Source organism: Anaerosphaera multitolerans, assembly GCF_004006535.1.
GTDB classification, from domain to species: Bacteria; Bacillota; Clostridia; order Tissierellales; family Peptoniphilaceae; genus Anaerosphaera; species Anaerosphaera multitolerans.
Genome location: NZ_RLIH01000006.1, coordinates 82174 through 107984, shown reverse-complemented (window position 1 = coordinate 107984; position 25811 = coordinate 82174). Strand labels below are relative to the sequence as shown.

The 25811-nt window shown below is 30.8% G+C and carries 24 protein-coding genes; 22 read left to right on the top strand and 2 right to left on the bottom strand.

The features are described from left to right. Positions 1–93: 93 nt before the first annotated feature. The 22 genes from ybaK to EF514_RS05630 all read left to right on the top strand — a co-directional run bounded on the left by ybaK (position 94) and on the right by EF514_RS05630 (position 23516). The gene (ybaK, locus tag EF514_RS05725; protein WP_127724478.1) at positions 94–576 is read left to right on the top strand and encodes a Cys-tRNA(Pro) deacylase; all 483 of its coding nucleotides are present in this window, start codon (positions 94–96) and stop codon (positions 574–576) included. Next, on the top strand, positions 566–2251 hold the full coding sequence (locus EF514_RS05720; RefSeq protein ID WP_127724477.1) for a phospho-sugar mutase: 1686 nt from the start codon (positions 566–568) through the stop codon (positions 2249–2251). The genes ybaK and EF514_RS05720 overlap by 11 nt, the downstream gene beginning before the upstream one ends. Positions 2252–2261: 10 nt before the next feature. Next, positions 2262–3173 (top strand): PfkB family carbohydrate kinase, encoded by a 912-nt coding sequence (locus EF514_RS05715; protein ID WP_127724476.1) that lies wholly within the window; start codon positions 2262–2264, stop codon positions 3171–3173. Positions 3174–3182: 9 nt separating this feature from the next. After that, positions 3183–3734 (top strand): isochorismatase family protein, encoded by a 552-nt coding sequence (locus EF514_RS05710; RefSeq protein ID WP_127724475.1) that lies wholly within the window; start codon positions 3183–3185, stop codon positions 3732–3734. 247 nt (positions 3735–3981) lie between these two features. Beyond that, entirely contained in the window at positions 3982–5022 is a 1041-nt protein-coding gene (locus EF514_RS05705; protein WP_127724474.1) for a metallophosphoesterase family protein, read from the top strand. Beyond that, entirely contained in the window at positions 5012–7318 is a 2307-nt protein-coding gene (locus EF514_RS05700) for an ATP-binding protein (RefSeq protein ID WP_127724473.1), read from the top strand. Before EF514_RS05705 ends, EF514_RS05700 begins: the two co-directional genes overlap by 11 nt. Positions 7319–7565: 247 nt before the next feature. Next, positions 7566–7730, top strand: a complete 165-nt coding sequence (locus tag EF514_RS10810) for a hypothetical protein (protein WP_164845553.1) — start codon at positions 7566–7568, stop codon at positions 7728–7730. Between the two features lie 50 nt (positions 7731–7780). Next, entirely contained in the window at positions 7781–7954 is a 174-nt protein-coding gene (locus tag EF514_RS10805; protein WP_164845552.1) for a hypothetical protein, read from the top strand. 214 nt (positions 7955–8168) lie between these two features. Further along, positions 8169–8852 carry a metallophosphoesterase gene (locus EF514_RS05695; RefSeq protein WP_127724472.1) on the top strand — a complete coding sequence of 228 codons (684 nt, stop codon included), beginning with the start codon at positions 8169–8171 and terminating at the stop codon, positions 8850–8852. After that, entirely contained in the window at positions 8852–9400 is a 549-nt protein-coding gene (locus tag EF514_RS05690; RefSeq protein ID WP_127724471.1) for a class IV adenylate cyclase, read from the top strand. The genes EF514_RS05695 and EF514_RS05690 overlap by 1 nt, the downstream gene beginning before the upstream one ends. Before the next feature lie 48 nt (positions 9401–9448). Continuing rightward, positions 9449–11794 carry a phosphoenolpyruvate synthase gene (ppsA, locus tag EF514_RS05685; RefSeq protein WP_127724470.1) on the top strand — a complete coding sequence of 782 codons (2346 nt, stop codon included), beginning with the start codon at positions 9449–9451 and terminating at the stop codon, positions 11792–11794. A 165-nt stretch (positions 11795–11959) separates the two neighbouring features. Then, the gene (locus tag EF514_RS05680; protein WP_127724469.1) at positions 11960–13168 is read left to right on the top strand and encodes a diaminopimelate decarboxylase family protein; all 1209 of its coding nucleotides are present in this window, start codon (positions 11960–11962) and stop codon (positions 13166–13168) included. A 204-nt stretch (positions 13169–13372) separates the two neighbouring features. Next, entirely contained in the window at positions 13373–13714 is a 342-nt protein-coding gene (locus EF514_RS05675; protein WP_127724468.1) for a PadR family transcriptional regulator, read from the top strand. Further along, positions 13704–15017 (top strand): permease prefix domain 1-containing protein, encoded by a 1314-nt coding sequence (locus tag EF514_RS05670; RefSeq protein ID WP_164845551.1) that lies wholly within the window; start codon positions 13704–13706, stop codon positions 15015–15017. The genes EF514_RS05675 and EF514_RS05670 overlap by 11 nt, the downstream gene beginning before the upstream one ends. Before the next feature lie 440 nt (positions 15018–15457). Then, positions 15458–15952 carry a M15 family metallopeptidase gene (locus EF514_RS05665; protein ID WP_127724466.1) on the top strand — a complete coding sequence of 165 codons (495 nt, stop codon included), beginning with the start codon at positions 15458–15460 and terminating at the stop codon, positions 15950–15952. A 292-nt stretch (positions 15953–16244) separates the two neighbouring features. Further along, positions 16245–17765, top strand: a complete 1521-nt coding sequence (locus EF514_RS05660) for an amino acid adenylation domain-containing protein (RefSeq protein WP_127724465.1) — start codon at positions 16245–16247, stop codon at positions 17763–17765. Beyond that, complete coding sequence (locus EF514_RS05655; RefSeq protein WP_127724464.1) at positions 17743–18543, top strand: GNAT family N-acetyltransferase; 801 nt, start codon at positions 17743–17745, stop codon at positions 18541–18543. Before EF514_RS05660 ends, EF514_RS05655 begins: the two co-directional genes overlap by 23 nt. 9 nt (positions 18544–18552) lie before the next feature. Further along, positions 18553–18783, top strand: coding sequence for a phosphopantetheine-binding protein (locus EF514_RS05650; protein ID WP_240649013.1), 231 nt, complete (start codon positions 18553–18555; stop codon positions 18781–18783). A 6-nt stretch (positions 18784–18789) separates the two neighbouring features. Further along, positions 18790–20259: an MBOAT family O-acyltransferase gene (locus tag EF514_RS05645; protein WP_127724463.1), complete on the top strand. Its 1470-nt coding sequence runs from the start codon at positions 18790–18792 to the stop codon at positions 20257–20259. Between the two features lie 9 nt (positions 20260–20268). Then, on the top strand, positions 20269–22095 hold the full coding sequence (locus tag EF514_RS05640) for a polysaccharide deacetylase family protein (RefSeq protein WP_127724462.1): 1827 nt from the start codon (positions 20269–20271) through the stop codon (positions 22093–22095). A gap of 84 nt (positions 22096–22179) precedes the next feature. Next, positions 22180–23250 (top strand): M24 family metallopeptidase, encoded by a 1071-nt coding sequence (locus tag EF514_RS05635; RefSeq protein WP_127724461.1) that lies wholly within the window; start codon positions 22180–22182, stop codon positions 23248–23250. A 20-nt stretch (positions 23251–23270) separates the two neighbouring features. Next, on the top strand, positions 23271–23516 hold the full coding sequence (locus EF514_RS05630; RefSeq protein WP_127724460.1) for a putative signal transducing protein: 246 nt from the start codon (positions 23271–23273) through the stop codon (positions 23514–23516). Positions 23517–23540: 24 nt separating this feature from the next. Here the strand turns inward: EF514_RS05630 and EF514_RS05625 are convergent, their stop codons facing one another. Next, positions 23541–25079: a hypothetical protein gene (locus tag EF514_RS05625; protein WP_127724459.1), complete on the bottom strand. Its 1539-nt coding sequence runs from the start codon at positions 25077–25079 to the stop codon at positions 23541–23543. After that, the gene (locus EF514_RS05620) at positions 25069–25782 is read right to left on the bottom strand and encodes an ABC transporter ATP-binding protein (protein WP_127724458.1); all 714 of its coding nucleotides are present in this window, start codon (positions 25780–25782) and stop codon (positions 25069–25071) included. Before EF514_RS05620 ends, EF514_RS05625 begins: the two co-directional genes overlap by 11 nt. Positions 25783–25811: the final 29 nt, after the last annotated feature.

Below are 25811 nucleotides of genomic sequence, written 5' to 3'. Positions count from 1 at the left end.
ACCTCCATTTTTTTATGTCTTCTTTTAGAATAAAAGGTGAAAAAATTCTATAATTATTGTAGAATTAATAGAGAAGGGAAACCGGTGAATGTGATGAAAAAGACTAATGCAATGAGAATTTTAGAAAATAAGGGTATAGATTATGAAATTATAGAATATTCACCAAAGGGTGGTATATCCGGCGTAGAGGTTGCAGCTACTTTAAAGGAAGACGAAAATCTGGTATTTAAAACCTTAGTAACACAATCAAAGGATGATCACTATGTTTTTGTAGTGCCTGTTGCAAGGGAACTGGATTTAAAAAAAGCTGCAGCATCAAGTAAAGAGAAGAAAATTGAAATGATTCCACAAAGAGAATTATTGGGGCTTACTGGATATGTTCATGGTGGATGTTCGCCTGTGGGAATGAAAAAACAATTTAAGACTTTTATAGATTTAAGTGCAAAAGATTTAAATTATTTTTATATAAGCGGAGGGAAAATAGGAATGCAAATAAAAATTTCCCCCCTAGATTTGAAAAGTTTAATAGATGCTGAATTTTATGACTTGGTAAAGGATGATTTAGATGAATTATAGAGAAAGAGTAAAAGAGTGGCTTGATAGTGCTATAGTTTCAGAGGACTTAAAAACTGAAATTAGAAGTATAGATGATGAAGAAGAACTTAAGGATAGATTTTACAGGGATTTGGAATTTGGTACTGCGGGAATTAGGGGTATAGTTGGAGTCGGTACCAACAGAATGAATGAAATCACCGTGGCAAGAGCTACACAGGGCCTTGCAAATACTATTATAAAACGAGGACAGACTGCCATGGATAGAGGCGTTGTAATAGCTCGTGATGTAAGACATATGTCTCGTGAGTTTTCGGAAATAGTAGTAAGGGTTTTAGCTGCTAACGGAATTAATGCCCATATATTTAACGATATAAGACCTACGCCGATGTTGTCTTATGCAGTTAGGTATCTTGGGACTATTTCGGGTATAGTAATTACGGCAAGTCATAACCCTAAACAATATAATGGTTACAAAGTTTATTGGGAAGAGGGTTCTCAAATTTTAGACGATATTGCCAATGAAATTCAGGAAGAAATTGAAAAGCTTAAATTTGAGGATATTAAAATTTTAGATTATAAGAGCACTGTAGTAAGTGGTTTTGTACATGTGATTAAAAGTGATTTGGATATAAGTTACTATAGAAAGACTTTATCAAAAAGTATAAATGATGATATTGATAAGGATATATGTGTAGTTTATTCACCTTTAAACGGTACAGGCAATAAACCTGTAAGGTACGTATTGGCAGAAAGAGGATTTACTAATATTAATGTAGTTCCTGAACAGGAAAATCCTGATCCTGATTTTGAAACTGTGGGCTACCCAAATCCTGAAGATGTAAATGCCTTTGAATATTCTTTAAGGCTTGCAAATGAAATAGATGCGGATTTAATATTTGCAACAGATCCTGACTGTGATAGAGTTGCAATGTTGGCTAAAAAGTCCGAAGGAGATTATTATGTATTTAATGGAAATCAAACGGGAGTTTTACTTACCTACTATATTTTAAATTCCTTATATGAAAGGAATATAATCCCCTTTAACGGTGCCATAGTTAAGTCTATTGTAACTGGTAACTTGGCGAAGGAAATAGCTGAAAGCATGGGAGTAACAGTATTTGAAACTTTAACCGGATTTAAAAATATCTGTGCATTGCCAAATCTTTGGGACAGGACAAAGGAATATAAATTTATTTTCGGTTATGAAGAAAGTATTGGTTATGTTTACGGTGACCATGTAAGGGATAAGGATGGAGTGATTTCCTCAATGATGATAGTTGAAATGGCGGCTTATTACAAGAAGAAGGGGAAAAATCTTATAGAGGTATTAGAGGATATATATAAGGAATTTGGCTACTTTAAAGAGGATTTAACCAGTATCGTACTTGAGGGAATTGAGGGACAGGAGAGAATTTCAAGAATGATGGAATTCTTTAGGAAAAGTGAATTTAGTGGTTTCGGCGGTATTAAATTGGAAGAGAAAATAGATTATATAAGAGGATATAATGGCGTTGGACCTTCAAATGTACTGATTTATCATTTAGAAGACGGTTCTTGGTTCGCAGTAAGACCTTCGGGAACTGAACCGAAAATAAAACTTTACGTGTATTCGAAAGATGAAAATGAAGAAGAGGCTGTAAGGAAGGTAAAGGACATTAAAGAAGATGTAGAAAACAAACTTTACAGTGTAAATTAATGGAGGACATATGATTATTTATTGTGAACTGAACCCGAAATTGACAAGGAAATATAAGTCAAATAATTTTAGGAAGAATGTGGAAAACGAAGCTGAGGAATCAAGAGTATATGCTTCGGGATATGGAATTGACAGTGTGGTATTTTTAAGGAATTTAGGTGCCAATCCAAAACTCATTACCTTTTTAGGAGGAGATACTGGAGAGGAAATAAAAGTTAGATTAAAGGCGATTTCTGTGGATTTTGATTATATTCCCATTAGAGATGAAAATACAGAGGAAATTCTAATAAAAAACAAGTCCTTTAAAACCACTGTAAAAACTAAAAGTCCGAGGATAACTGCGGAAAATCGAGATGATTTTTTAGTTAAACTTTCAAAGGAAAGTGCAGATAGAAATCTGGTATGTGTGCCCTATATTGATTATGATGCTTGGGGAGAGCATACCTACGAAGATATATTAAAGATGTGCAAGAGAAGAGGCATTGACGTAGCTTTAAATATTAAGGATTTTGATGAAGTTGAGGGAACAAAACCCTATATTGCCATAGTTGAGAAAGAAGAGTTATCCAGATTTACAAATACAATGATTAAAACTCAATTTGACGTTGTAAGAGCTTCAAAACAAGTTTTGAAAAATGGAGTTGATAATTTAATAGTTGTATCTGAAAATGGGGTAATAGTTGGAAATAAAGACGGTTTTCAAAAGGTTGACTTTGAAAAGTATAAACCCAATGTTAAGAAGATAAACAGTGACTTAATGCTTGCGGGAATAGGCTTTGGATTTGAGCGAAGTTATGATTTTGAAACCACAATTAAACTTGCAACAGCCGCTTCAATAGTGGAAAATTTTGTTAAATTCAGAGTTGTCTCCATGGCCGATATAAAGAGATTAATGACGGGGATTGAAATTAAAAAAATTTAAGGGGGAAGTATGAAGAATTTTAGTTTAAATAGAGATGATGTGTTGTTTTTATTTATTGATTTACAGGATAAACTTTTAAAGGCAATTGACAACAGAGATGAAGTGGTGAAAAAGGCTTCAATAGTTGCCGAAATGGCAAGTATTATGGATATGGATAAACTAATTACAGTACAATATTCTAAAGGCTTGGGACATACTAATGAAGACGTTAAAAAATCTATGGAAGATACTGCGGAAATAGATAAAAGCAGTTTTAGTTGTATGTTAAATGAAGAATTTAAAAATGAACTGGCAAAGAAGAATAAAAAGCAAATTGTAATTTGCGGAGTGGAAGCTCATATATGTGTTATGTTGACGGCAAGAGATTTAATTAAGGCAGGATATGAAGTATTTATTGTAAGTGATGCAGTAGGTTCAAGAACGGATTTTAATTATAAAAATGCCTTATCTCAATTGTCCGATATGGGTTGTGTAGTTTCAAACGTTGAATCAATAATGTTTGATTTAAATTCAATATCAGGTACTGAGGAATTTAAAAAAGTGCAAAAGCTAATAATGTAATTAAGTCTGGCGAGAGTCAGGCTTTTTTTATTTAAGTCAACTGTTTTATTTTAAGATACTTTTAAAAGGTCAATTTAATTTAGTGAGGTTGTAATTAAGAGTATTTCTTTTAAAGGGAAATATTTTTAATTTTCAGTTTTGTTAAATTTTGGAATTTTGCGGGAGAATAATACTTGCTAATAAAAAATAGCCTTAATAGTTAATTGTACTAACTTGAAATTTAATATACAATATAATAGGTGATTAGATGAAGATTTTACATACTGCAGATCTCCATTTAGGTAGATTTTATAAGGGAGAGCTTCCTAGAGAAATCTCCTCTCTTAGAAGAGAGGAATTATGGAAAAGTTTTACAAATACAATAAATTATATAGAAAAAAATAATATTGAAGTTTTTTTAATCTGTGGAGACATATATGAAAGAGAGTTTTTTACACTTGCAGATATGTTGAGATTTAGTGAGTTAATAAACAGCTTAAAAAACACTTATACTTTTATAGTGGGTGGGAACCATGATTATATTGACGAAAACTCCCTTTTATATAAAGTTGATTTTAATGAAAAAGTTCATATTTTTAAAGGTAGTGAATATTTTGATATAGATGAACTTAATTTAAGAGTTCACGGAATTTCATGGAATCGTCAGTTTGATTTTAGCGCAGATTTAAATTTTGAAATAGATAAATCAAAGACCAATATTCTAATGCTCCATGGAACAGTAGGAGGCAGAAGTCATTTTCCCTTAGATTTAAAGGCTATTAACAGCTATGAATTTGATTATATTGCCCTTGGACATATTCATTTAAGTCAAAGGATTCAGGAAAATTGTTATTATTGCGGTTGCCCTGAGGCCTTAAGTTTTTCTGAAACGGGAGGAAAGGGATTTATAGTTGTGGAACTGGACAAGGGAGTAAGAAAGGTGGAGTTTATAGAAAATTCCATTAGAAACTACAATGAAATATTTTTGGACATAGAAGAAGATATGTCCATTGGAGCTATATTGGAAAAGTTCCATCTTCTTTTAAGGGATAAAGAAGATGATTTAAATAGAATAGTTGTAAGAGGTAATCATAACAGACCGGGTTATGTTGCAGAAGTACTTAAAGGTCAAAAGGATTATTTTTATATTGAAATTATAGATGAATTATCTTTAAGTATTCCTTTAAAGGAATTATATAGAGCAAATTCAGATAATATTATTGGAAGGTATATTGAGCTTGCAAAAGATGATGAAAAATTACTTTCAGTTGGATTGAGAGCACTTTTAGAGGCGAAAGATGAAGATTAAAGAACTTGGAATTTTAAAGTTTGGAAAATTTAATAATAAAAAAATCAAACTTGAAAAGGGCTTAAATTTAATAATTGGAGATAATGAAAGCGGAAAGTCCACTATTTTTGCTTTTCTGGTGGGAATGTTCTACGGTTTCGGAAAGGATTCTCTTAAAAGGAGGATTTTTGATGGTAATTTAGAAAAGTATAGACCGTGGACGGGAGAGGAATATAGAGGCTACTTAGAAGTTGAAGTTGGAGATGAATTTAGAATTGAAAGGGATTTTCACAATAATAAATTAAAGTTTATTAATTTAACCACCGGTGAGGATCTATCCAACAGAGAAGAACTTACTAAGTATACTAAGATAAAACAACCCGGAGTTTACTTTTTTAACGTCAATAGTTTGGTCTTTACAAATACCTTTTTTGTAGGACAGTTGGAAACGGAATTAAAAGAAGAAAGTTATAGAGTTATTAAAGAAAAAATTGAAAACTTTTCTGGAGCGGGTATAGAAGCTGTAGATCCTTTGAAGGCGGTTTCTCTTTTAGAAGATGAGCTTGTAAGTTTAGGAAGAAAGACTTTAAGTAAAAGTACTATTGGAAAATTAATTAAAGAAATAGAAGAGCTTCAAAGGAAAGTTTCCCCCCTTGAAGAAGTAAGAAGTGACTATGACTTGCTTTTAAAGGAACAGGATAAGTTAAAAGCTAAAAAGAAAATTCTTGAAGAGCAGCTTAATAGATGTAGATTAATAGAAGAACAAAGGTGCTATAATGAAGTTCTTGAAAAGAAAAAAAGTATAGAAACTTTAAAAGCAAAGAAAAAAGAAAAAAATTCAATAGATTATAGTATATATGAAAAGGTAGTTGCCATTGAAAAGGAAATAGACAGTATTGAATTTAAAATTAAAGAACTTTCCTCAATTGATTTTAATTGCGAGATTATAGATTTACAAAAAGAGGAAGAAATAAGGAAGGACTACTTAAAAACTCAAAACTTAAATGATACTTTAAAAGAATTGGATATTATAAACTATTCCAAGGAAATTGAATTTTTACTTTTAGATATTAAAAATGTAAAAAATACAAATCATAAAATATATTCTTTAATAGCTGTGTCCGGTTTTGCAGTTTTAGTGATTTTAATTTTGTCCATTGTTTTAAAAATCTACTACTTAAATGCAATAAGTATAATTCCTTTAATTTATATTTATTTAAGAGTTATAAAATTTAGAGTTAATTTAGATGTAATAAAAAGACTTAATTTAAAAGTGGAGGACTATAGAGAAAAATCTCATAAAAAAACCGTAAAGAAGAAAGAGATGGATATAGAATTTACGGAACTTAAAGAGAAATATGGTTTTGCAAGTGTAAAAGAAGTTGAAAATTATTTAAAGGCACAATTGGAGCTTTTGGGAAAACATAAATTAAAAAACGAGCTCTTAGACAGCGAAATTAAAAAATCTAAAGTTGAAATTGAAAATCTTAAAATTAAATTAGAAGAGCTGGAAAGTGAAAAAGCAAATATTTTTAAAAAATATGGAATTGAAAATCTAGATGAATTTAGAAATAAGTTTAACTATGATATGAAAAGTCTCTCTATAGATTCTGAAATTGAAAATCTGGAACGGATAATAGATTTGTTGTTAGAGGGAAGAGAATTTGAAGAATTGGATCATAAAATTGAAGTTGCGGAAATAGATGCTAAATCTTTAAGTGAAGAACATAAGGAAATAGAGTTGAGCTTAACAAGATTGAGAGAACGAATTTCAATAATTGAAGATTCAATTTCCGATTTGGAAAATTATAAAGAAGAATTGAACTTTAAAGTTAGAGAATTAAAAGAGTTTGAGGAAGAAAGAGATACTGTAGAAAAAGCAATTGAATTAATAGAGAGAATTGCAGGAGAAAATAAGGATGATATACTTCCCCTTTTAAAAAGTAAGATGTCAAGTTTACTGAGTATATTTACGGACTCAAAGTATGAGAGAATGAATATAGATTCGGAATTCAATATAAGTATCTATGATAAAGAGGTGGAGAAGTATGTAGATATTGAAAGTGTAAGTAACGGAACTATTGATCAAATATACTTGGCTTTTAGACTGACGGTTTTAAATTTATTATTTGAAAATGCGCCTGTGGTTTTAGACGACCATTTCCTGCAATATGATGATTTGCGATTGAAAAGCACTTTGAAATATCTATGTGAGGAAGCTGAAAATAGGCAGGTGGTAATTTTTTCTGCAACAAATAGAGAAAGAGAAATAGTGGAGAAATTTGAAACAGGATATAACTTAATAGATTTAAATTAAATTTTTGACAGTAAAAAATAAATATTAACGGCTATCTTTAAAGTATTCCAATTATTGTCAGATATAAGATTTCTTGAATATAATTCTATATTTTAAAGCAAAGAACTTACTTATTCATTTACAGTTCTTTGTTAAATATTTTTAACTATGAAAGTTTAAAGTCTGTGGAGATAAATATATTATTTTTAATCTGAATTAAATTTTGAAACAATAAATATAAAGGTATTGAAGTAGGAAGCGTGGTTCTATGAGTGGGAAAAAATATGACGAAGAAATCGACGAGGTTTTTGTACAATTGTTAAAGGGTTTGGTTGCCTTTTTTATTGTAATGCTTGTAACGGATATTATATTACTGGGATTGTTGGCCTTTGTAATAGGAGCAACGGGAATCCCTGAAATTAAGAAGAAGTAGTAAAAATTGAAATTAAAACTTCGATTTGCTATGAAATCAAGGGGTGTTTTATGGATATAATACTTTCTATTTTTATTTTAGTTGTACAGGTTTTTGTAATTTGGTTAATAGTTAAGGCGGCTTTTAACAGTGCGATTGAAGAGGTGAAATTTAAAAAAGTCCTAAAGGAAACTATAAGAGAGATTCTTATAGAGGAGGGATTAATAGGGGATGAAAAACAGTAAGAAAGGAGAAATCCTTTCTTTTTTATAGGTCTAATAGGTAAATATAATATCCATAAAATTTAAGTAGTTTTATTGTTGATTATAAAACTTTAATATATAAGTGATATAATAATAGGGGAATTTTAAAAATAATACTTTGGTAAAGGCGGTTAAAATTAAATAAGTTCAAACTTAACTAAAGTATAGCTATAAACTAATATAATATGAGGTACGTATGATTTGGGCAATTGGCGATTTACATTTTGATTCAACGGGAGAAAAACCAATGGATGTCTTTGGATCAAAGTGGGAGAATCATGAAGAAAAAATTATAAGTCACTGGAAGGAAGTAGTTGCTTCTGATGATTTGGTTTTACTTCCGGGAGATATTTCCTGGGCATTAAAATTAAAGGAATCGGAAGAGGATTTAAAAAAAATAGACAGCCTTCCCGGGAAAAAAATAATTTCAAAGGGAAATCATGACTATTGGTGGAGTTCTCTTAGTAAATTAAAGGCTATGGAATTAAGTACTATAGAATTTCTTCACAACAATTCCTATGTATATAAAGATGTTGGAATTTATGGTACGAGAGGATGGATTTCAAAGGATACTCAGGGATTTAATGAAAAAGATGAGACTATATATTTAAGGGAGTTAAATAGATTAAAAAATTCTCTTGAATCAAATAAAGAGGTGTCTAAAAAAATAGTTATGATACATTATCCTCCCTTTAATCAAGATTTAGTACCTAATGAATTTGCGGAAGTTATGAGCGAATATGGAGTTGATATTTGTATATATGGGCACCTGCACTCTGAGGGACATAAATTTGTAGTTGAGGGAGTTATAGGTGGAGTTGAGTATAGGTGTGTATCCAGTGACTATGTGGATTTTAAATTACAGGAGATAATTATTTAATGGAAAGAGAAATAGAAGTTAAACTGTTGGGACTGGACGTAAAGGAAGTTGAAGGTAAATTAATAGATTTGGGCGCAAAGTTAGTAGCAAGAGAATACCAGGAAAACATAACTATTGATTCATCTATTAATCCAATTTCCGACAATACTCAGGGATATTTGCGAATTAGACATACTAAAGACCTAATAGACGGAGAAGAATATTTGTATTTAACCTTTAAAGAACAGATTACAAATAGGGAAGTAAGGGAAAATATTGAACATACTACTGAAATTTCCAATAAAGAGGAAACTTTAAACATATTTCGACTATTGGGATATAATATATATGATACAGGATATAAAAATAGAGTATCATATATATATAAAAATGCTCGTTTTGATATAGATTTCTGGGATGAAAACACCTATCCTTATCCTTTTATTGAGATTGAAGTTGAAAATAAAGAGGAGCTTTACAAGTTGTTAAAGGAGCTTGAAATATCTGAAAATACAGTTTCTACTTTGTCGATAGCTCAATTGAAAAAATCTTTAAAAAAAATAAGGTGACATATATAACATATATGGTATAATAGTTTTTGAAAAGGGAGGATGAATATGTCAAAATATACTTATATAAAGTGGTTTAACGAAGTTAATAAGGATGATATTCCTGAAGTTGGAGGAAAAGGGGCAAATTTAGGAGAGCTAACTCACATGGGACTACCTGTGCCTCCGGGATTTTGTGTTACTGCAGGTGGATATGATAAGTTTATTGAGCATGCGGAATTAGATGAAGTTGTAAAACTTTTAATGGAACCTTTAAATGTTGACGATGTTGATTCACTAACAGAAGTAAGTAGAGAAATTCAAGATAAAATAAATAAGGGTGAAATATATAAAAAATTAGAAGAGGAAATAATAGAGGCCTATAGGGAATTTGCAAAGGATATAAATGTGGAAAATCCGGAAGTTGCTGTAAGATCATCTGCTACAGCAGAGGATTTACCTGATGCTTCTTTTGCGGGACAACAAGATACCTATCTTCATATTAGAGGGGAGAAAGAACTTGTTAAACACGTTAGAATGTGTTGGGCATCACTATGGACTTCAAGAGCTATTTACTATCGTGAAAAACAAAATTTTGATCATTTTGATGTATCACTTTCAGTAGTAGTTCAAAAAATGGTAAATTCTGAGAAGTCAGGAGTTATGTTTACGGCAAATCCAATTAATAACAATGTTGATGAGATGATGATAAATGCAAGTTGGGGTTTGGGGGAAGCTGTAGTTTCAGGTTCAGTTACACCTGATGAATATATAATTGATAAAAAAACAAAGAGCATAATTGAAAAAAATATAGATTCTAAAAAGGCAATGGTTATTAAAAAAAGTGACGGAGTTGGAACGGAAGAAGTAAGTGTTGCCGATTATTTAGGAGAAGAATTCGTAGATGGCGAATGTTTAAATGAGGAAGAGTTAAACACTTTAATTGAAAGAGGATTAAAGGTTGAGGAGCTTTATGGCAGTGTACAAGATACTGAATGGGGCTTTGATAAAGATACAAAAGAATTTTATTTCCTACAGTCAAGACCTATTACCACTATAAAAAAAGAGGAAAAAGAAGTTTTAAAACCTTTGGCTAAAGGACTTCCTGCATCACCGGGAATAGGAAGGGGAAAAGTAAAATTAATAAAGGATATTTCAGAAATTAACTTAGTAGAAGATGGAGATATATTAGTAACGGAAATGACCAATCCCGATATGGTACCTGCTATGAGAAAAGCAGCAGGGGTAGTCACCGATGAGGGAGGTAGAACCTGCCACGCTGCTATTGTATCTCGTGAACTTCAAATACCGTGTATAGTTGGAGCTAAAAATGCAACTAAGGTATTGAAAAACGGACAGGAAGTAACAGTTGATGCTACAAGGGGAATAGTTTATGAGGGAAATGTGCTTAATGAAAAAGAGGAAAAGAAACCGGAAACCGTAAGTGCAGCTCAAGGTCAAGTAAATATTACCGATGCTTTGAGAAGTTTAACAGCTCCCGTAACTGCTACAAAAATATATATGAACCTTGGAGAACCTGAGTTAATAGAGAGATATAAGGATCTTCCTTTTGACGGAATAGGCCTTATGAGAACTGAATTTATATTTACAAATATGATTGGAGCCCATCCGATGTATCTTGTAAAAACAGGACAGCAACAACTTATGATTGATAAGTTGGCGGAGGGAATTTCAAAAGTTGCCTCAGCAATCTATCCAAGAAATCTGGTAGTTCGAATGAGTGACTTTAGAACTAATGAATTTAGAGGATTAAAGGGCGGAGATGAAGTTGAACCTATTGAAGCAAATCCGATGATTGGTTGGAGAGGTGTTTCAAGATATATTTCCCCAGAATATGAGGAAGGATTTAGACTTGAATGTAAAGCAATGTACAAAGTGAGAGAAGAATTCGGACTTACTAATGTAATTGCAATGCTTCCATTTGTAAGGACTACTGATGAGTTAGTAACAGTAAAGGAAATTATGGCTAGTGAAGGATTGAAACAATCTAAAAACTTTAAAATTTGGATTATGGCAGAGGTGCCTTCTGTTGTGTTCCAAGCTGAAGAATTTGCGGAATTAGTAGATGGCTTCTCCATAGGATCAAATGACCTAACTCAACTTGTAATGGGAGCCGACAGAGATTCAGGAATATTAAACAATATGGGTTACTTTGACGAGAGAAATGAACCTGTAAAAAGAGCTTTAAAAATCTTAATTGATGCTTGTAATAAGAAGGGTAAAACTTGTTCAATCTGTGGTCAAGGACCAAGTCAGTATCCTGAACTTACACAGTATCTTGTAGAATGTGGAGTAACGTCAGTAAGTGTAAACCCTGATACTGTAGACTATACTAGAAAACTTGTGGCCAGTGTGGAACAAAAGATGATTTTAGATAAATTGAGAAATATTTAATAGATTGTAAAAGTAAGGCTGTTTCAAGGCTATAGATTTTGAAACAGCCTTTTTTATGATATTATAATATTAATAATTAAGGTTTTTACAAGTTATAATTTAATTATTGTTAATATTGCTTAGGTGAAATTTAATGGCTTAATTAATTAAGTTAAGGAGGACGAAATGAATAGGGAAAACTTTTTAAAGGAACATGCACCTTGTTACATATATAATCAAAGGGAGATTATTGACCAATGCAATAAACTGAAGACAGCATTAAAGGATTTTAAATTTTTATATTCAATTAAAACAAATCCCTTTCCCGCAGTGGTACATGAAGTATATGAGCAGGGCTTTGGTTCTGATGCAGCTTCTGCAAATGAAGTTCGCATTTCAGCTGATTCGGGTATGTCTCCCAATCAGATTTTTTATTCAGCACCCGGAAAAACTGACAGGGATATTATTGAATGTTATGGCAAGTGCGTTATGACTGCAGATAGTTTTTGGGATATTCACAGAATGAATAAAGAGGCGGAAAATCGTGGAGAGATATTAAAGATTGCTGTGCGTATTAATCCGAATTTTTCCATGACTGATGAAGTGGGAAATCCTGCAAAATTCGGTATTGATGAAGACCGGTTACCTGAACTGGAAAAAGTTTTAAGTGAGTGTTTCAATGTGGAAATGATTGGAATTCATGTCCATGTGCGTTCTCAGATTTTAGATTATAAATTAATAGGTCAGTACTATATAAGGTGTTTTAAACTGGCTCAAAAAATAAATAATTTAGAAAATGTTAATATTGAATTTATTAATTTCGGTAGTGGAATAGGGGCGCTATATGATAAGGCAAAAGATAAACCTGTGGATTTGGAAAAACTCTCTGAGATGGTAGTGGAAATAGTAAGAGAGAATAAAGAAACCTTAAATGCTGAACTATATATTGAGACGGGACGTTTCGTAGTATGTAATGCCGGAACTTATTATACCAGGATTGTAGATATAAAAGTGTCACACGGGAAAAAATATCTCATAGTGCAGAATGGAATGAACGGTTTTCTACGGCCTACAATTTCCAATATGCTTAATAAGATGAAAGCGGCAGGAGAGTTGTCTTTAACTGAACAGGAACCTTTGTATACTAAGGAAAATGAGTTTGAAGTAAGGATTTTAAATAATTCAAAAAAAATTGAAAAAGTAGATATAGTGGGAAATCTTTGTACTTCAATGGATATAATTTGTGAAGATAAAGAGCTGCCTTATGCGGAAATCGGAGATATTGTTGAGATTACCAATGCAGGAAGTTATGCATATTCACTTTCTCCACTTTTCTTTGCAAGTCATGATTTGCCGGGAGAATATTACAGCCTAATAGATGGAAATATATTGTAATTTAATGTTTTATTTCATAGGATTAAATTTTAAAATATTTTTTAACAATTAAAGATTTTAATTAATTTTAAAGTAAGTTATAAGTTAATAAAATTGTAGAACAGCGAAATTTCGCTGTTTTTTAAATTTACTATATAATAGCTTGACGTATATAGATAATCTATATATACTATGTATAGACGGTCTACATATGGAGGTGTAAAAATGTCTAAGAGTAAAATGGTTTTGTCAGGCGGCAACAGTATGTTGGTTTTAAAATTGCTGGAGGAAGAGGAGATGTACGGTTACCAAATTATTGAGGAATTGGAAAGACGCTCTGAGAACGTATTTAAATTAAAGGCGGGAACTCTCTATCCTATTTTACATGGATTGGAGAAGAAAGAATTAGTTACTTCCTATGAAAAAGAAGCTGAAAATGGGAAAGTAAGAAAGTACTATACCATTACTTCCGAAGGGAAAAAAATTCTTTCGCAGCAGGTTGAAGAGTGGACTGACTATATGAATGCAATGGAAAAGGTTATTGGAGGTGCGAACTATGCAGTCTAGTAATAGAGTTCATACATTTATAGAAGAGGTGTGCGAACAGATTTGTTGGAAAAAATCTCATAAAATAGTTTCTAAAGAATTGGAAAATCATATTGAAGATCAATTTGAAGAAAATATTAAACTTGGAATGAGTGAAGATGAAGCAACTGAAAAAGCTATTGAGGAAATGGGAAACGGGACTGTAATCGGTTTGGAGTTAAATGAAATTCACAGACCGAAGTCTCAATGGAAATTGATTTTAACTTTTATATTTTTGTCCCTTGGAGGTTTATTCTTGCGTTATCAGTATTTAAGTAATTTACCTATTCCATATTATTATATAGGAGATTTGAGGTTTACCATAGTGGGAATAGTGATTATGGTACTTGCCTATTATATAAATTTATCTACATTACTAAAAAATACTAAACTGATTTATATAGTAACTTTTGTAATTACTATACTTTTAATGATTCCTATAGGTAAATATAATGGAGCTTATACTTTAGCTATGCGATTTGTAGTTTTTTATCCTCTTGTTTTTGTCTTGGTGGTTTATAGTCAAAGAGGTAGGGGATATGAAGGTTATATAAGGTCAATTTTATTAATGTTGCCTCTTTTAATACTTGCACTTTTAGTGAGATACTCCAGTGCTTTGCTTTTATTTGGAATTAGCATTCTTGTAATTTTAGCTTATGCTTTAAAAGAAGAATGGTTTAAAACTCCAAAAATTGAGAGCTTTATTATTTTAATTATCAGTATTATTTTTATATCTGTTTTTCTTTTTCTTGTATATAAACTGTTATTTCCGCAATATATTGAAGAAGTAGTGTATAATAAAAATTTATTGCTTGGCAACACACATCCCTTTGCTTTAGTTTATCAAACAGCTTTATCTGGATCAAAATTTATAGGTAGGGGAGAATTTACTGGAGGAGCTGAAAGTTTACCTATGTATGAGACAAATGGTTTTTTAACCTATTTAATTCTAAAATTGGGCTGGATTTTCTTTGTTTTTCTTTTAGTCTTAATAGTAAGTTTTGCTTATGGAATATTCAAACTATCTAAGAGGTATAATACAAAGTTTGGAAACTATATATCGCTGTCTATAATTTCAACATTTGTCTTACAGTTTATGCTTTATGCTCTATTTAATTTGGGCATTGGTTTCTTTCCACCGTTGTCTTTACCATTTATTTCCTATGGCTCAACACTACAATTAGTAAATTTTCTACTTTTAGGTATTTTATTATCTACATTTCGCCACAGTGGCATTATAGAAGATATCTTGCCTGATCAGAAAAAAAGTAGGACAGTTAGTTAATATTTGATTAAAAAAATACTTGTGATATGGTTTGTATTTAAGGGGATAGAATAAAGTTGATTTCATGGAGCTAAATATCTATATATAATAAAAAGTATAAATACATTACTATAATTAAAAATTATAAGTAAATAGTAGGCCAAGGAAAGCAAGTAATAATATAATAAATATTTTTAAATTAAGTTAACTGCTAAGAGAAAGCTTTAAAAGAAAATAATATTTTTATTACAATTGAATTTATATTTTAAGGTTTTGTTGTTTTTAATCTTGGGAAGTATAGAAAGTTAAGTAATTAAATTTAAATTCTAAAATTTTGTTGTAATCTGTAATAAATTTAAGTTTGCTACGTATTAATTAGTAAGGGGTTAAATATAACTTTATATTAAAAAGTTTAAGGAAAACTAAACTGACAACTAATAGCAGAACAGTGTAGGTGAAAAATGAAAAAATTCATAATAGCTATATTGCTTTTAATATCAATATTTTTTATATTTCCCAAAACAGGACTTTATGGGCTACTTTTTGATTGGGATAGGTATGAACCTGTAGATGAAAATTCTACAGAGACGATTTCAGATTTAAATCAGCTAAGTCCCAAGACTAAAAAGTTGGCTGAGAAATTTTTGGAAAAATGTGCGGAGAATAATTTAGCAGTAGAAATTACAGAGACCTATAGGACGCAGGCAAGACAGAATATGCTTTATGAGCAGGGTAGAAGTACTCCCGGTCCTATAGTAACTTGGACAAAGACCAGTAAACACACTAAGAGAAGGGCTTTTGATATAGTAAAAGCCAATACAAGCAATCCCTATGGAGATGAGGAATTTTTTAAAAAGTGTGCGGATATTGGAGAAGAGATAGGGCTAACATCTGGATATTATTTTGAAAGATACCAGGATATGCCTCATTTTGAATATAATCCTTGGTGGAATTAAATTAAATATTTAAGTCATGTGCTGACCGTCAAATTGATTGAAAATCAAATTGGAGGTCAGTTTTATTTTATAAATTAAGTAGTAGAACAAAAGGCTAAGAGTAATAATAATAATTTTTAATTATAAGTATTTAATTCCTAAATAATTATAGATGTATTAAGTAATATATTCCGGTATACTTACTTAAATTTTACAAGAGTTAATAAGGTTTGTAATTTACTAATGTAGAGAGCAAAAAATTTGATTTATACCCTTCTTTATGCTATAATCACAACGTTAAAGGAGGGTGCATATGGCTATAAATTTAGTTGAATATTTAGAGAGAAGCGCAGAAAGATTTCCTGATAAGTTAGCTATAAGTGATGAAAAACTGGAGCTTACTTTCAGTGAACTTAGAAGTTACGCAAAGTCAATTGCTAGTTATATTAACAGTATAACTTCTGAAACTAATAGACCGATAGCTGTGGAAGTAGATAGATGTACCCAAAGTATAGTTATGTTTTTAGGTGTATTGTACAGTGGGAATTTTTATGTGCCAATTGATAATAAAATGCCTAAAGAGAGAGTTGAAGTAATTTTAAATGATATTAAGCCCCTTTTATCTTTAGATATTAAAGAAAATGGCTTTTTTGCTAAATTTGATGGTAAACGAAATAATTTTGACAATATAGTTAATTTTAAAGTTAATGAAGAAGCTTTAAAAGTGAGACAGGATAATTTAATTGATATGGATCCATGTTATATGATTTATACTTCAGGTTCTACGGGAATGCCCAAGGGAGTAGTTATAAGCCATAGAATGGTAATGGATTTTGCGGACTTTTTAAGTGAGACCTTTGGTATAAATAATGAAGATGTCTTAGCCAATCAGGCACCTTTTTATTTTGATTGTTCTGTAAAGTGTATCTATCAAATGTTGAGAAACGGTTCAACATTGTATATTATGAGACCGACTTACTTTATGTTCCCAATTAAGGCTATTGAGTTTTTCAATGAAAAGAAAATTACAACACTATTGTGGGCGACTTCAGGTTTAAATATACTTTCATCATCGGGAGTTTTTGAAAAGTTAAAGCCTGAAACAGTAAATAAAGTTTTTTTCTCCGGAGAAATGCTTTATGCCAAGGATTATTTGCTTTGGAAGGAAGCTTGTAAAGAGAAAGCTAAGTTTATAAATCTTTACGGCCCCACTGAAGTTACTGTGGACTGCACTTACTATGAAATAGAACGAGATTTTAATAAAGATGAAGTAATTCCCATTGGGAAAGCCTGCAGAAATATGAATGTATATCTATTAAATGAAAATGATGAACTTGCAAAGGGCGATGAAATAGGAGAGATTTGTGCAAGAGGTACGGGAATATCCTATGGATATTACGACAATAGAGAAAAAACAGAAGAAGTATTTGTTCAAAATCCCTTTAATGATAAATTTAGAGATATAATATATAGAACCGGAGATTTGGCAAGATACAATGAATTTGGAGAGTTGGTATATGTTTCCAGAAAAGATAATCAAGTAAAACACATGGGTAGCAGAATTGAACTTGGTGAAATTGAAGTAGCGGCTGTTTCTGTTGATCTTGTAAGTGAAGCGGTGGTTTTTTACGATGATGATAATAAAAAAATTATACTTTTCTGTAAGAGCACTGTAAAAGAAAATGATATTCTAAAAATATTAAAGGAAAAACTTCCAAAATATATGATTCCAAATGAAATATATGTGTTGGAGGAGTTCCCCTATAATAGAAATGGGAAAATTGATAGAGTAAAATTAAAGGTGTTGTATTTTGAAGAGCTTAGTAAAAAATAAAGAGGAATTTAATATACTATTGAATAAATTTCTCACTAAGGAATTTATTAATAATGGGAATAGGTTAATTAGAGATTATAAAAAACTAATTGAAGAAAATAGACTTTGTTATGTTGAAAGTGATGAATATCTGTTTGTTTATGAGGATTGCGGAAAATTTTACAATTTATATTATTTTATAAATAGGGATTGCAAAAAAGTAAGTATAGACGGAGCGGAATTTAACAAAACCATTGTTTTTGATGAAATATATAAAGGAGACTTTAATAATTTTAATATTGTAGACTTGTTTTTAAATTTGGGTTTTGAAAAATATTTAAGCCGCAGATACAAGGTATTAAATTTAAGTAAAAAAGAAGCTGTACTTCCACGCGAGGTAACTTTTGCAAAACTAAAGGACTTAGATACTATATTAGATTTGCAGAAAAATTATATAGACAGATATACGGGAAATGTAATCTTAGATTTGCCTATGAGTGAAGCTATAAAGAATAAAGAAGTACTGACTATTGAAAAAAAAGGTGAAGTTTTAGCTTACTTAAGATTTACAAAAGATAAAAAAACAGTGACATTAGAAGGAATAGCTGTAAATGAAAATCACAGAGGAGAGGGCTATTCAAAAAAACTAATGGAATACTTTATAAATTATTTTTCTACAGGAGAGTATAGGAAAATTGATTTGTGGGTTAGGGATGACAATATTGGCGCTATAAAGTTATATGATTTTTTTAAGTTTGAAGATGGAAAATATATATGCGATAATTATATAAAATTTTAGGAGGCTATTGTGGATATTAAAGAAAAGATTATTGAAATAATTCAAGATTTAAATGAAGATTTTAATCCAAGTGAAGAAGTGGATATAATTGAAGATGGTATTTTGGATTCCTTTGACATAATAAATTTTATAATGGAAGCTGATGAGGCTTTCGGAGTAAAAATAGGAGTTGAGGACATAGTACCGGAAAATTTTGAAAATGTGGATTCCATTGCTAAATTAATTGAAAGATTAAAATAATTTACTATGATTTTATTTGAAAGCAGTTTTATAATTTTTACAATTTTAATAATATTTTTATACTATACTTTTTTAAAGAATTATCAATGGCAGTTATTACTTGTGGGAAGTTTGTTCTTTTATTATTATTTTACAAAGTCAAACTTTATTATTTTCAGCATAGTAAATACTTTTCTATTCGCCTTACTAATAGAGAGAGTTGAAAATAAATCTGTAAGGAAATTTTTATTACTAGCCTGTCTGATTATTAATTTTGGATTGTTATTCCTAATTAAGTATAGTAATTTTTTTATAAGTAAGTATGGAATTTTAATTCCCTTGGGAATTTCTTTTTATATGTTCCAATCTATTTCCTACGTTATAGATGTTTATAGGGGAAGTTATAAAGCTGATAGAAATATTTTTAAGTTTGCTCTTTTTATTTCCTACTTTCCACAGATTATACAGGGACCGATTGGGAGGTATAATAAACTTGCGCCTCAAATGTTTAAAAGGCACGAATATGACAGCGATGCTTTCAGATACGGGTTTGAAACTATATGTTGGGGAGCTTTTAAAAAAATATTTGTAGCAGATAGAATAGCTACTTTTGTAAATACGGTTTTTTCAAGTTATGATAGCTATTATGGAGCGGTAATTTTTCTAGCTGTTTTTGCTTACAGTATTCAAATATATACGGACTTTTCAGGTGGAATAGACATAGTGAGAGGGATCTCTCAAATTCTGGGAATTGAGTTGGATGTAAACTTTAGAAGACCTTTTTTTGCAAACTCAGTTTCTGACTTTTGGAGACGGTGGCACATTACTTTAAGTGCCTGGATGAAGGATTATGTTTTTTATTCTTTAAACTTATCTAAACCCTTGGCCTTTATAAATAAAAAGGCAAGAAAACTATTGGGCAATAAAAAGGGGAAACTAATATCCGTAAGTATTTCCACCTATATATTATATTTTATAGTGGGTATATGGCACGGTGCAGGCAGCAATTATGTATTTTACGGTTTATGGAACGGTACTATTATATCTTTAAGTTTGTACTTTGAATCTTATTTTAAAAAGGTGAAAAAACAACTTAAAATAGACAATTACGCCAATTGGTTTATGGTATTTCAAGTACTAAGAACTAATGTATTAGTGACGCTGGGAAGATATTTCAGCAGGGCGGACAGTGCAGGTACTGCCTTTGCAATGTTAAAACGAACTTTTTTAAATTTCAGCTTTGCTGATATTAAATTGGCTACACTTTATGATATGGGCTATACATCCGGAGGAATACTTTTGTTAATACTTTGTATAATAATAGTACTTCTAGTGGACTGGGCCTTTGAAAGAAAGATAAATCTCTATAGGAAATTTGATGAGGCTGGAACATTTATACAACTTTTAGTAATTGGACTATTTGTTTTACTAATGGTCTTTGGTGTAATTTATGCTGAAGGTTATGTATCAACAGAATTTATATACAGGCAGTATTAGGAGGTTAGCATGAGTACTAAAAAATTTTTTACAATGTTTGTTTTAATTGTATTAATTATATTTATTCCTATCCTGCTTTTAAATGTATTAGTAGATCCCTTTGGGCTTTTTGGGGATAAGATCTATAAATGGGATTCCTATAATTTTACACAAAATCCCAGAACAGCCAAAATTGAATACATTAACAAACACAAAGATAAGTTTAATTCCTATATAGTAGGTTCTTCGGGATGCGGTTCCATTCAGGTGGATACTTTAAATAACTATACAGCCGACAGCTATTACAATGCTTTTTATTACGGATCCGATTTAATGGACTCCTACAATACGATAAAGTATTTAAGCGAAAACACTGAAGTGGAAAACATACTCTTGGGGATTAATTACAATACGGCTATGTTTTTTGATATAGGTGATGATGAAATAAATCAAAGAATGCACGGTAAGGCAGTGGGAAAGAATCTATTAAATTTTTATACCACCTACCTTTTTGCAAATCCAAGGTATGCCTTGGCGAAAATTAATGATGCAAAGGAAGATTCGTTTTTTCAAAAGAGTTTTGATGTATTCTTACCCGAAACAGGCGTATATGACAAGAGTACAAGAGATGTGGAAAATATAGGCAACTTTGAGGATTATGTGGCAAAGGAAAATTATAGTGTATTTAACAATTATCCTAGGGAGGAAAAGAAGTTAGTTGAGCTTGGTTCCTTTAAAAATTGTATGACGGATATAAAAAAACTTTGCGACAATTCAGGAATAAATTTAGAAGTAGTGGTATTTCCCATATATTGGGAAGATTTTGACAATTATGATGTAGAGGAACTTGAAACTTTTTATAGAGAACTTGCAAATATAACTGACTTTTGGGATTTTTCAAAATCTAAAATCAGTACTGACGCCAGATATTTTTATGATAGTACTCACTTTAGAAACAGTGTGGGAGATATGATGTTGGCGAAGATATATAATGATAGTGAAGTTTATATGCCCAATGACTTTGGTCACCATGTAGACAGTGGAAATGTGGAAAGCTTTCTAAGAGACTTTAAATCCTATGAACTAAAGTTCGATGATTATGATTATACAGTTGAAGTACCTGTTATACTTCTTCACAGTATAGATGACGGGGAGTATTCAATTTCCAAGGAGCAATTTGAAAGACAGATTAGGCTTATCAAAGAAAGCGGATATAATACAGTCTCCTTAAAAGACCTTTACGACTATACAGAAAAAGGAGTGGAACTGCCTGATAATCCAATACTAATTACCTTTGATGATGGCTATACTTCCAATTATGAAGTGGCTTACCCGTTATTTAAAGAGCTAAATATGAAGTCTACAATTTATTTAATAGGCTCCAGTTTAGGAAAGGACACTTACAAGGAAACAGGTGAAGAGATAATTCCTCATTTTGATTCCTCAGAAGCAGTTGAGATGTGGGAAAGTGGTTTAATAGATATACAAAGCCACAGTTATGATATGCATCAATCGGAGAAGTTTGAAGAAAATAGTCCGGTGAGGAAAAGCGTTCAGAGATTTGAAGGTGAAAGTGAAGATGAGTATATTAAGGCCTTTAAAGATGACTTTGAAAAAGAAAGTATAATTATTGAGGAGATTACCAAGGAACCTATTCATTCCTTTAGTTATCCTACGGGGTACTATAGTGAAGAAACGGAAGTTCTTTTGGGATTACTTGGGGTTAAATCAACACTTACAATTGATGAAGGTAAAAATACCATAATAAAGGGTCTACCTCAATCCTTATTTAAATTAAAACGAATAAATATATATAGAGATATGCCAGATGAAAATTTATTAAATGCTTTGAAATAGAAACCGCTTAGGCGGTTTTTTATTTGCTTAATTGAATTTTAATGCATTAATTGATAGAATTTACTTAACGGAAGGGTGAGTGTAATGGAAAGAATAAAAAAAGTTATAGGAAAAATGCGGGAAGAAAATGTAGAACAGTTTTTAATTTGTGATGCATATTCAATTTTTTATTTAACGGGAATTAAAATTGATGCAGGAGAAAGATTGTATGTTTTATCCGTTAAATCCAGTGGGAAAATTCAGCTTTTTATAAATAAATTATTCCCTATAGGTCAAGTAGAGGGAATTGATTATGTATGGCTGGATGATACAGATGATCAAGTGGGAATTTTAGCAAGGAATGTAGTAGACAGTGGCATTGTCGGTATAGATAAGAAAATGGTTGCTAAATTTCTAATTCCACTTATGAAAATGAAGACAGGGGTTGAGTTTATAGACGGTTCATATCTTGTTGATGATTTCAGATCAAGGAAAGATAGTGAAGAAATAGAAAAAATGAAAGCTGCTTCAAGCTTAAATGATAGGGCAATGGAAAAAATGAAAGAAAAACTTTCAGATGATTTAAGTGAAAAGGAAATGAGAGATTACTTAAAGGAAGTTTATAGTTCATTGGAATCCTATGAATTCAGTTTTGATCCCATTGTAGGTTATGGAGATAATGCGGCGGATCCTCACCATGCTATAGATAATTCAAGGAAAAAAACGGGAGACAGCATAGTTGTAGATATAGGGTGTATATTGGATGACTATTGCTCCGATATGACAAGAACATTTTTTTATAGGGAAGTAAGTGAAGAAGCTAGAAAGATTTATGAAACTGTACTGGAGGCAAACTTGGCGGGAATAGCTGCTGTAAAGCCGGGAGCAAGATTTTGTGATGTGGATAGGGCAGCTAGAGAGGTAATAGAAAAAGCGGGATATGGGGAATACTTTACTCATAGAACGGGACACTCCATAGGAATGGAAACTCATGAAATAGGAGATGTATCTTCAATTAATGAGGATTTACTAAAACCCGGTAACATATTTTCCATAGAACCGGGTATATATATACCGGGAGTAGCAGGAGTTAGAATAGAGGATTTAGTCCTTGTTACAGAAGACGGATGCGAAGTGTTAAATGATTATCCCAAGAATTTAACTATTATTAAATAGTTAGTAAAGAGGAGCTTATTATGAAAGATATAAATATTGTCCCTTTAATTACAGTTAATACTGAAATGGAGTACAATATTATAGTGGGAGCTCTTGATGAAAATGAAATACCTTTTTTTGTAAAAAACTATGATATTGGCAGCTATATGAGAATTATAACCGGAAGTACTTTATACGGAGCCCAAATTTTAGTGGAGGAAAGCGACTATGAAAAAGCTAAGGAATTGTTAATTACAATACTTGGCTTGGAAGAGTTTGAAAAATGAAAACACCTTTTGCAAGGTGTTTTTTTAGAGGTATAGATCTTTATTTATAATTTTTTTCCATAAGAGATAATTTAAAATTGAAACGGTGATAAATAAAAGAATTCCAAGTTTTAAACTACCTATGGAGAGTTTGGATTCTATGGCAAAAAGTAAAATTAAAGGAATTGAAAGTATTAAAATTACTAAAATCATGGAAAATCTTTGTTTTACTACTTCAACTTCACTTGTCCAGTTATAGTTTAGAGTATTTAAATCATAAAGAAGTCCTACTAAGTTGGCAAATATTGAATAGTTTAAAGCCGCTGCAAGATTAACTATTAAGTTACCAAGCCCTTGGTTAAAGCGAAGTGCTAAAACTGTTGCCAAAGCTATTAAAGGGATTGCCATTAGCCCTACGCCTAATTTTATCTTTGAGTAAAAAATGTCCTCTTTTTTTAAAGGCAGACTGAGAGAAATCCAAAGATTTTTCCCCTCAATGGAAAGGGAGCAATAGGTAATTTGAGCTATTGACGCAAAACCACATAAAAGTAGAAGACTGTTTGAATTTATAACTTCAGTTAAATTTGAAATATTTGAAAAACTGTCTAGAGTTTCATTATTTAAAAAGGTCGATAATATTAGAACTATTATTATAGTAATTGGCATTACAATGGTATTAGAAACATAGATACTGCTTGAAAAATAAAGTTTTAAATCTTTTTTGAATAATGCCTTGTTTAAACTGTTGTTTTTATAATTTTCCTTTTTCTTAAGTCTTTGTTTACTTTTTAAATTTAATTTATTATAAAGGGTAAAATAATTTTTTTCTATAAAGTAAAAACCTATAAAAAGTATGCCAAGAGATAAAATTATAAATACAGTTGCATTTAAAATACTTCCTTCAATTAAGGCTCTTTCAAAAAAATTAAAGGGGAAATATATTAATTTAAAGAGAACCTTAAATTTCAAAAGAAATGTTAAAAGATTATTTAAAAGTACTTTTTCAAAAACATAAATAAGTATATAAATTATTGCAACTAAAATAAATCCCAGAATAGCCCCCAATTGTTTCTTATATTTAAAAGTAAAGTATTTGGAAAACAGCATTGAGATTAAAAGTGATAATATTAAGGGAACTGCCGGAAATACCAATAGCAGTAATATGGAAAACACTGTAAAGAGCGGATTTGTTTTTAAGGTTAAATATATTGTGGGAAAGGCAAGTAAGGTTGCAATATAAAATAAACTGGAAATATACATTCCCATAAATTTCCCGAAAATTATTTCCGAATCTCTAAAGGGTAGAGGGAATAATATATTGTATTCTTTTTCGCTGAATAAGCTTAAATATCCTACACCTGCAACAGAAAATAAAATAAAGAAAAATGTCAATAGGCTAAATGTATAGGGGATTAGTTCTCTGTTGTAAACATATAATAATTTAGTTCCCATTATTGAGTTGATTAGAAAGACAAAACCTAAAATAAACATTCCTATTTGGGAAAGAGAATTTTTGGCTTTGTTGGAATTTATATATTTTTTTAGCTCAACATTTAATAGTAATTTTAATTTATTAATTCTCATTTTTCATTAACTCCAAAAATATATTTTCTAAAGAGGAGTCCTCTACAATATTTTCAGTATAGCCCTGTTTTATAATATTACCGTCTTTTATAATTGCAATTTTATTACAGAGGTTCTGTGCTACTTCTAAGACGTGTGTCGAAAAAAATATGGCACAACCCCTTTGGCACATTTCTTTAAATTGTTCCTTTAAGAAATGAGTAGCTGTTGGATCTAAACCGACAAAGGGTTCGTCTAGAATTAAGAGTTTGGGATTATGGATTAGGGCACTGATAATTGCCAATTTTTGTTTCATTCCGTGGGAATAAGTGGAAATTTGAGAATATAAATCCTGATTTAAATCAAAAACATTTGAATATTCTTCAATTTTTTCTTTTTTTTCACTTTCATTTATTTCAAAAATATCTCCAATAAAGTTCAGGTACTCAAGGCCGCTCATAAATTCATAAAGTTCAGGGTTATCAGGGATATATGCCGTAATCTTCTTACAATTTAAGGGATTTGACTTAATATCCATGTTGTCAATTTCTATACTTCCGCTTTCAAAGTCAATTAAACCTACGACAGCTTTTATAGTAGTGGTTTTTCCGGCGCCGTTTTTACCGATAAAGCCGAAGATATCTCCTGAATCTATATTTAAGTTAACATTTTTTAAAATATGTTTACTTCCATAGCTTTTATTTAAATTTTTAATTTTTAACATCTTATCACCATAATTAACAACAAAAAACC

What these genes read in the sequence shown, in the direction of transcription:
- ybaK (WP_127724478.1), top strand. Translation starts at nt 94, where the DNA reads ATGAAAAAGACTAATGCAATGAGAATTTTAGAAAATAAGGGTATAGAT.
- EF514_RS05720 (WP_127724477.1), top strand. Translation starts at nt 566, where the DNA reads ATGAATTATAGAGAAAGAGTAAAAGAGTGGCTTGATAGTGCTATAGTT.
- EF514_RS05715 (WP_127724476.1), top strand. Translation starts at nt 2,262, where the DNA reads ATGATTATTTATTGTGAACTGAACCCGAAATTGACAAGGAAATATAAG.
- EF514_RS05710 (WP_127724475.1), top strand. Translation starts at nt 3,183, where the DNA reads ATGAAGAATTTTAGTTTAAATAGAGATGATGTGTTGTTTTTATTTATT.
- EF514_RS05705 (WP_127724474.1), top strand. Translation starts at nt 3,982, where the DNA reads ATGAAGATTTTACATACTGCAGATCTCCATTTAGGTAGATTTTATAAG.
- EF514_RS05700 (WP_127724473.1), top strand. Translation starts at nt 5,012, where the DNA reads ATGAAGATTAAAGAACTTGGAATTTTAAAGTTTGGAAAATTTAATAAT.
- EF514_RS10810 (WP_164845553.1), top strand. Translation starts at nt 7,566, where the DNA reads ATGAGTGGGAAAAAATATGACGAAGAAATCGACGAGGTTTTTGTACAA.
- EF514_RS10805 (WP_164845552.1), top strand. Translation starts at nt 7,781, where the DNA reads ATGGATATAATACTTTCTATTTTTATTTTAGTTGTACAGGTTTTTGTA.
- EF514_RS05695 (WP_127724472.1), top strand. Translation starts at nt 8,169, where the DNA reads ATGATTTGGGCAATTGGCGATTTACATTTTGATTCAACGGGAGAAAAA.
- EF514_RS05690 (WP_127724471.1), top strand. Translation starts at nt 8,852, where the DNA reads ATGGAAAGAGAAATAGAAGTTAAACTGTTGGGACTGGACGTAAAGGAA.
- ppsA (WP_127724470.1), top strand. Translation starts at nt 9,449, where the DNA reads ATGTCAAAATATACTTATATAAAGTGGTTTAACGAAGTTAATAAGGAT.
- EF514_RS05680 (WP_127724469.1), top strand. Translation starts at nt 11,960, where the DNA reads ATGAATAGGGAAAACTTTTTAAAGGAACATGCACCTTGTTACATATAT.
- EF514_RS05675 (WP_127724468.1), top strand. Translation starts at nt 13,373, where the DNA reads ATGTCTAAGAGTAAAATGGTTTTGTCAGGCGGCAACAGTATGTTGGTT.
- EF514_RS05670 (WP_164845551.1), top strand. Translation starts at nt 13,704, where the DNA reads ATGCAGTCTAGTAATAGAGTTCATACATTTATAGAAGAGGTGTGCGAA.
- EF514_RS05665 (WP_127724466.1), top strand. Translation starts at nt 15,458, where the DNA reads ATGAAAAAATTCATAATAGCTATATTGCTTTTAATATCAATATTTTTT.
- EF514_RS05660 (WP_127724465.1), top strand. Translation starts at nt 16,245, where the DNA reads ATGGCTATAAATTTAGTTGAATATTTAGAGAGAAGCGCAGAAAGATTT.
- EF514_RS05645 (WP_127724463.1), top strand. Translation starts at nt 18,790, where the DNA reads ATGATTTTATTTGAAAGCAGTTTTATAATTTTTACAATTTTAATAATA.
- EF514_RS05640 (WP_127724462.1), top strand. Translation starts at nt 20,269, where the DNA reads ATGAGTACTAAAAAATTTTTTACAATGTTTGTTTTAATTGTATTAATT.
- EF514_RS05635 (WP_127724461.1), top strand. Translation starts at nt 22,180, where the DNA reads ATGGAAAGAATAAAAAAAGTTATAGGAAAAATGCGGGAAGAAAATGTA.
- EF514_RS05630 (WP_127724460.1), top strand. Translation starts at nt 23,271, where the DNA reads ATGAAAGATATAAATATTGTCCCTTTAATTACAGTTAATACTGAAATG.
- EF514_RS05625 (WP_127724459.1), bottom strand. Translation starts at nt 25,079, where the DNA reads ATGAGAATTAATAAATTAAAATTACTATTAAATGTTGAGCTAAAAAAA.
- EF514_RS05620 (WP_127724458.1), bottom strand. Translation starts at nt 25,782, where the DNA reads ATGTTAAAAATTAAAAATTTAAATAAAAGCTATGGAAGTAAACATATT.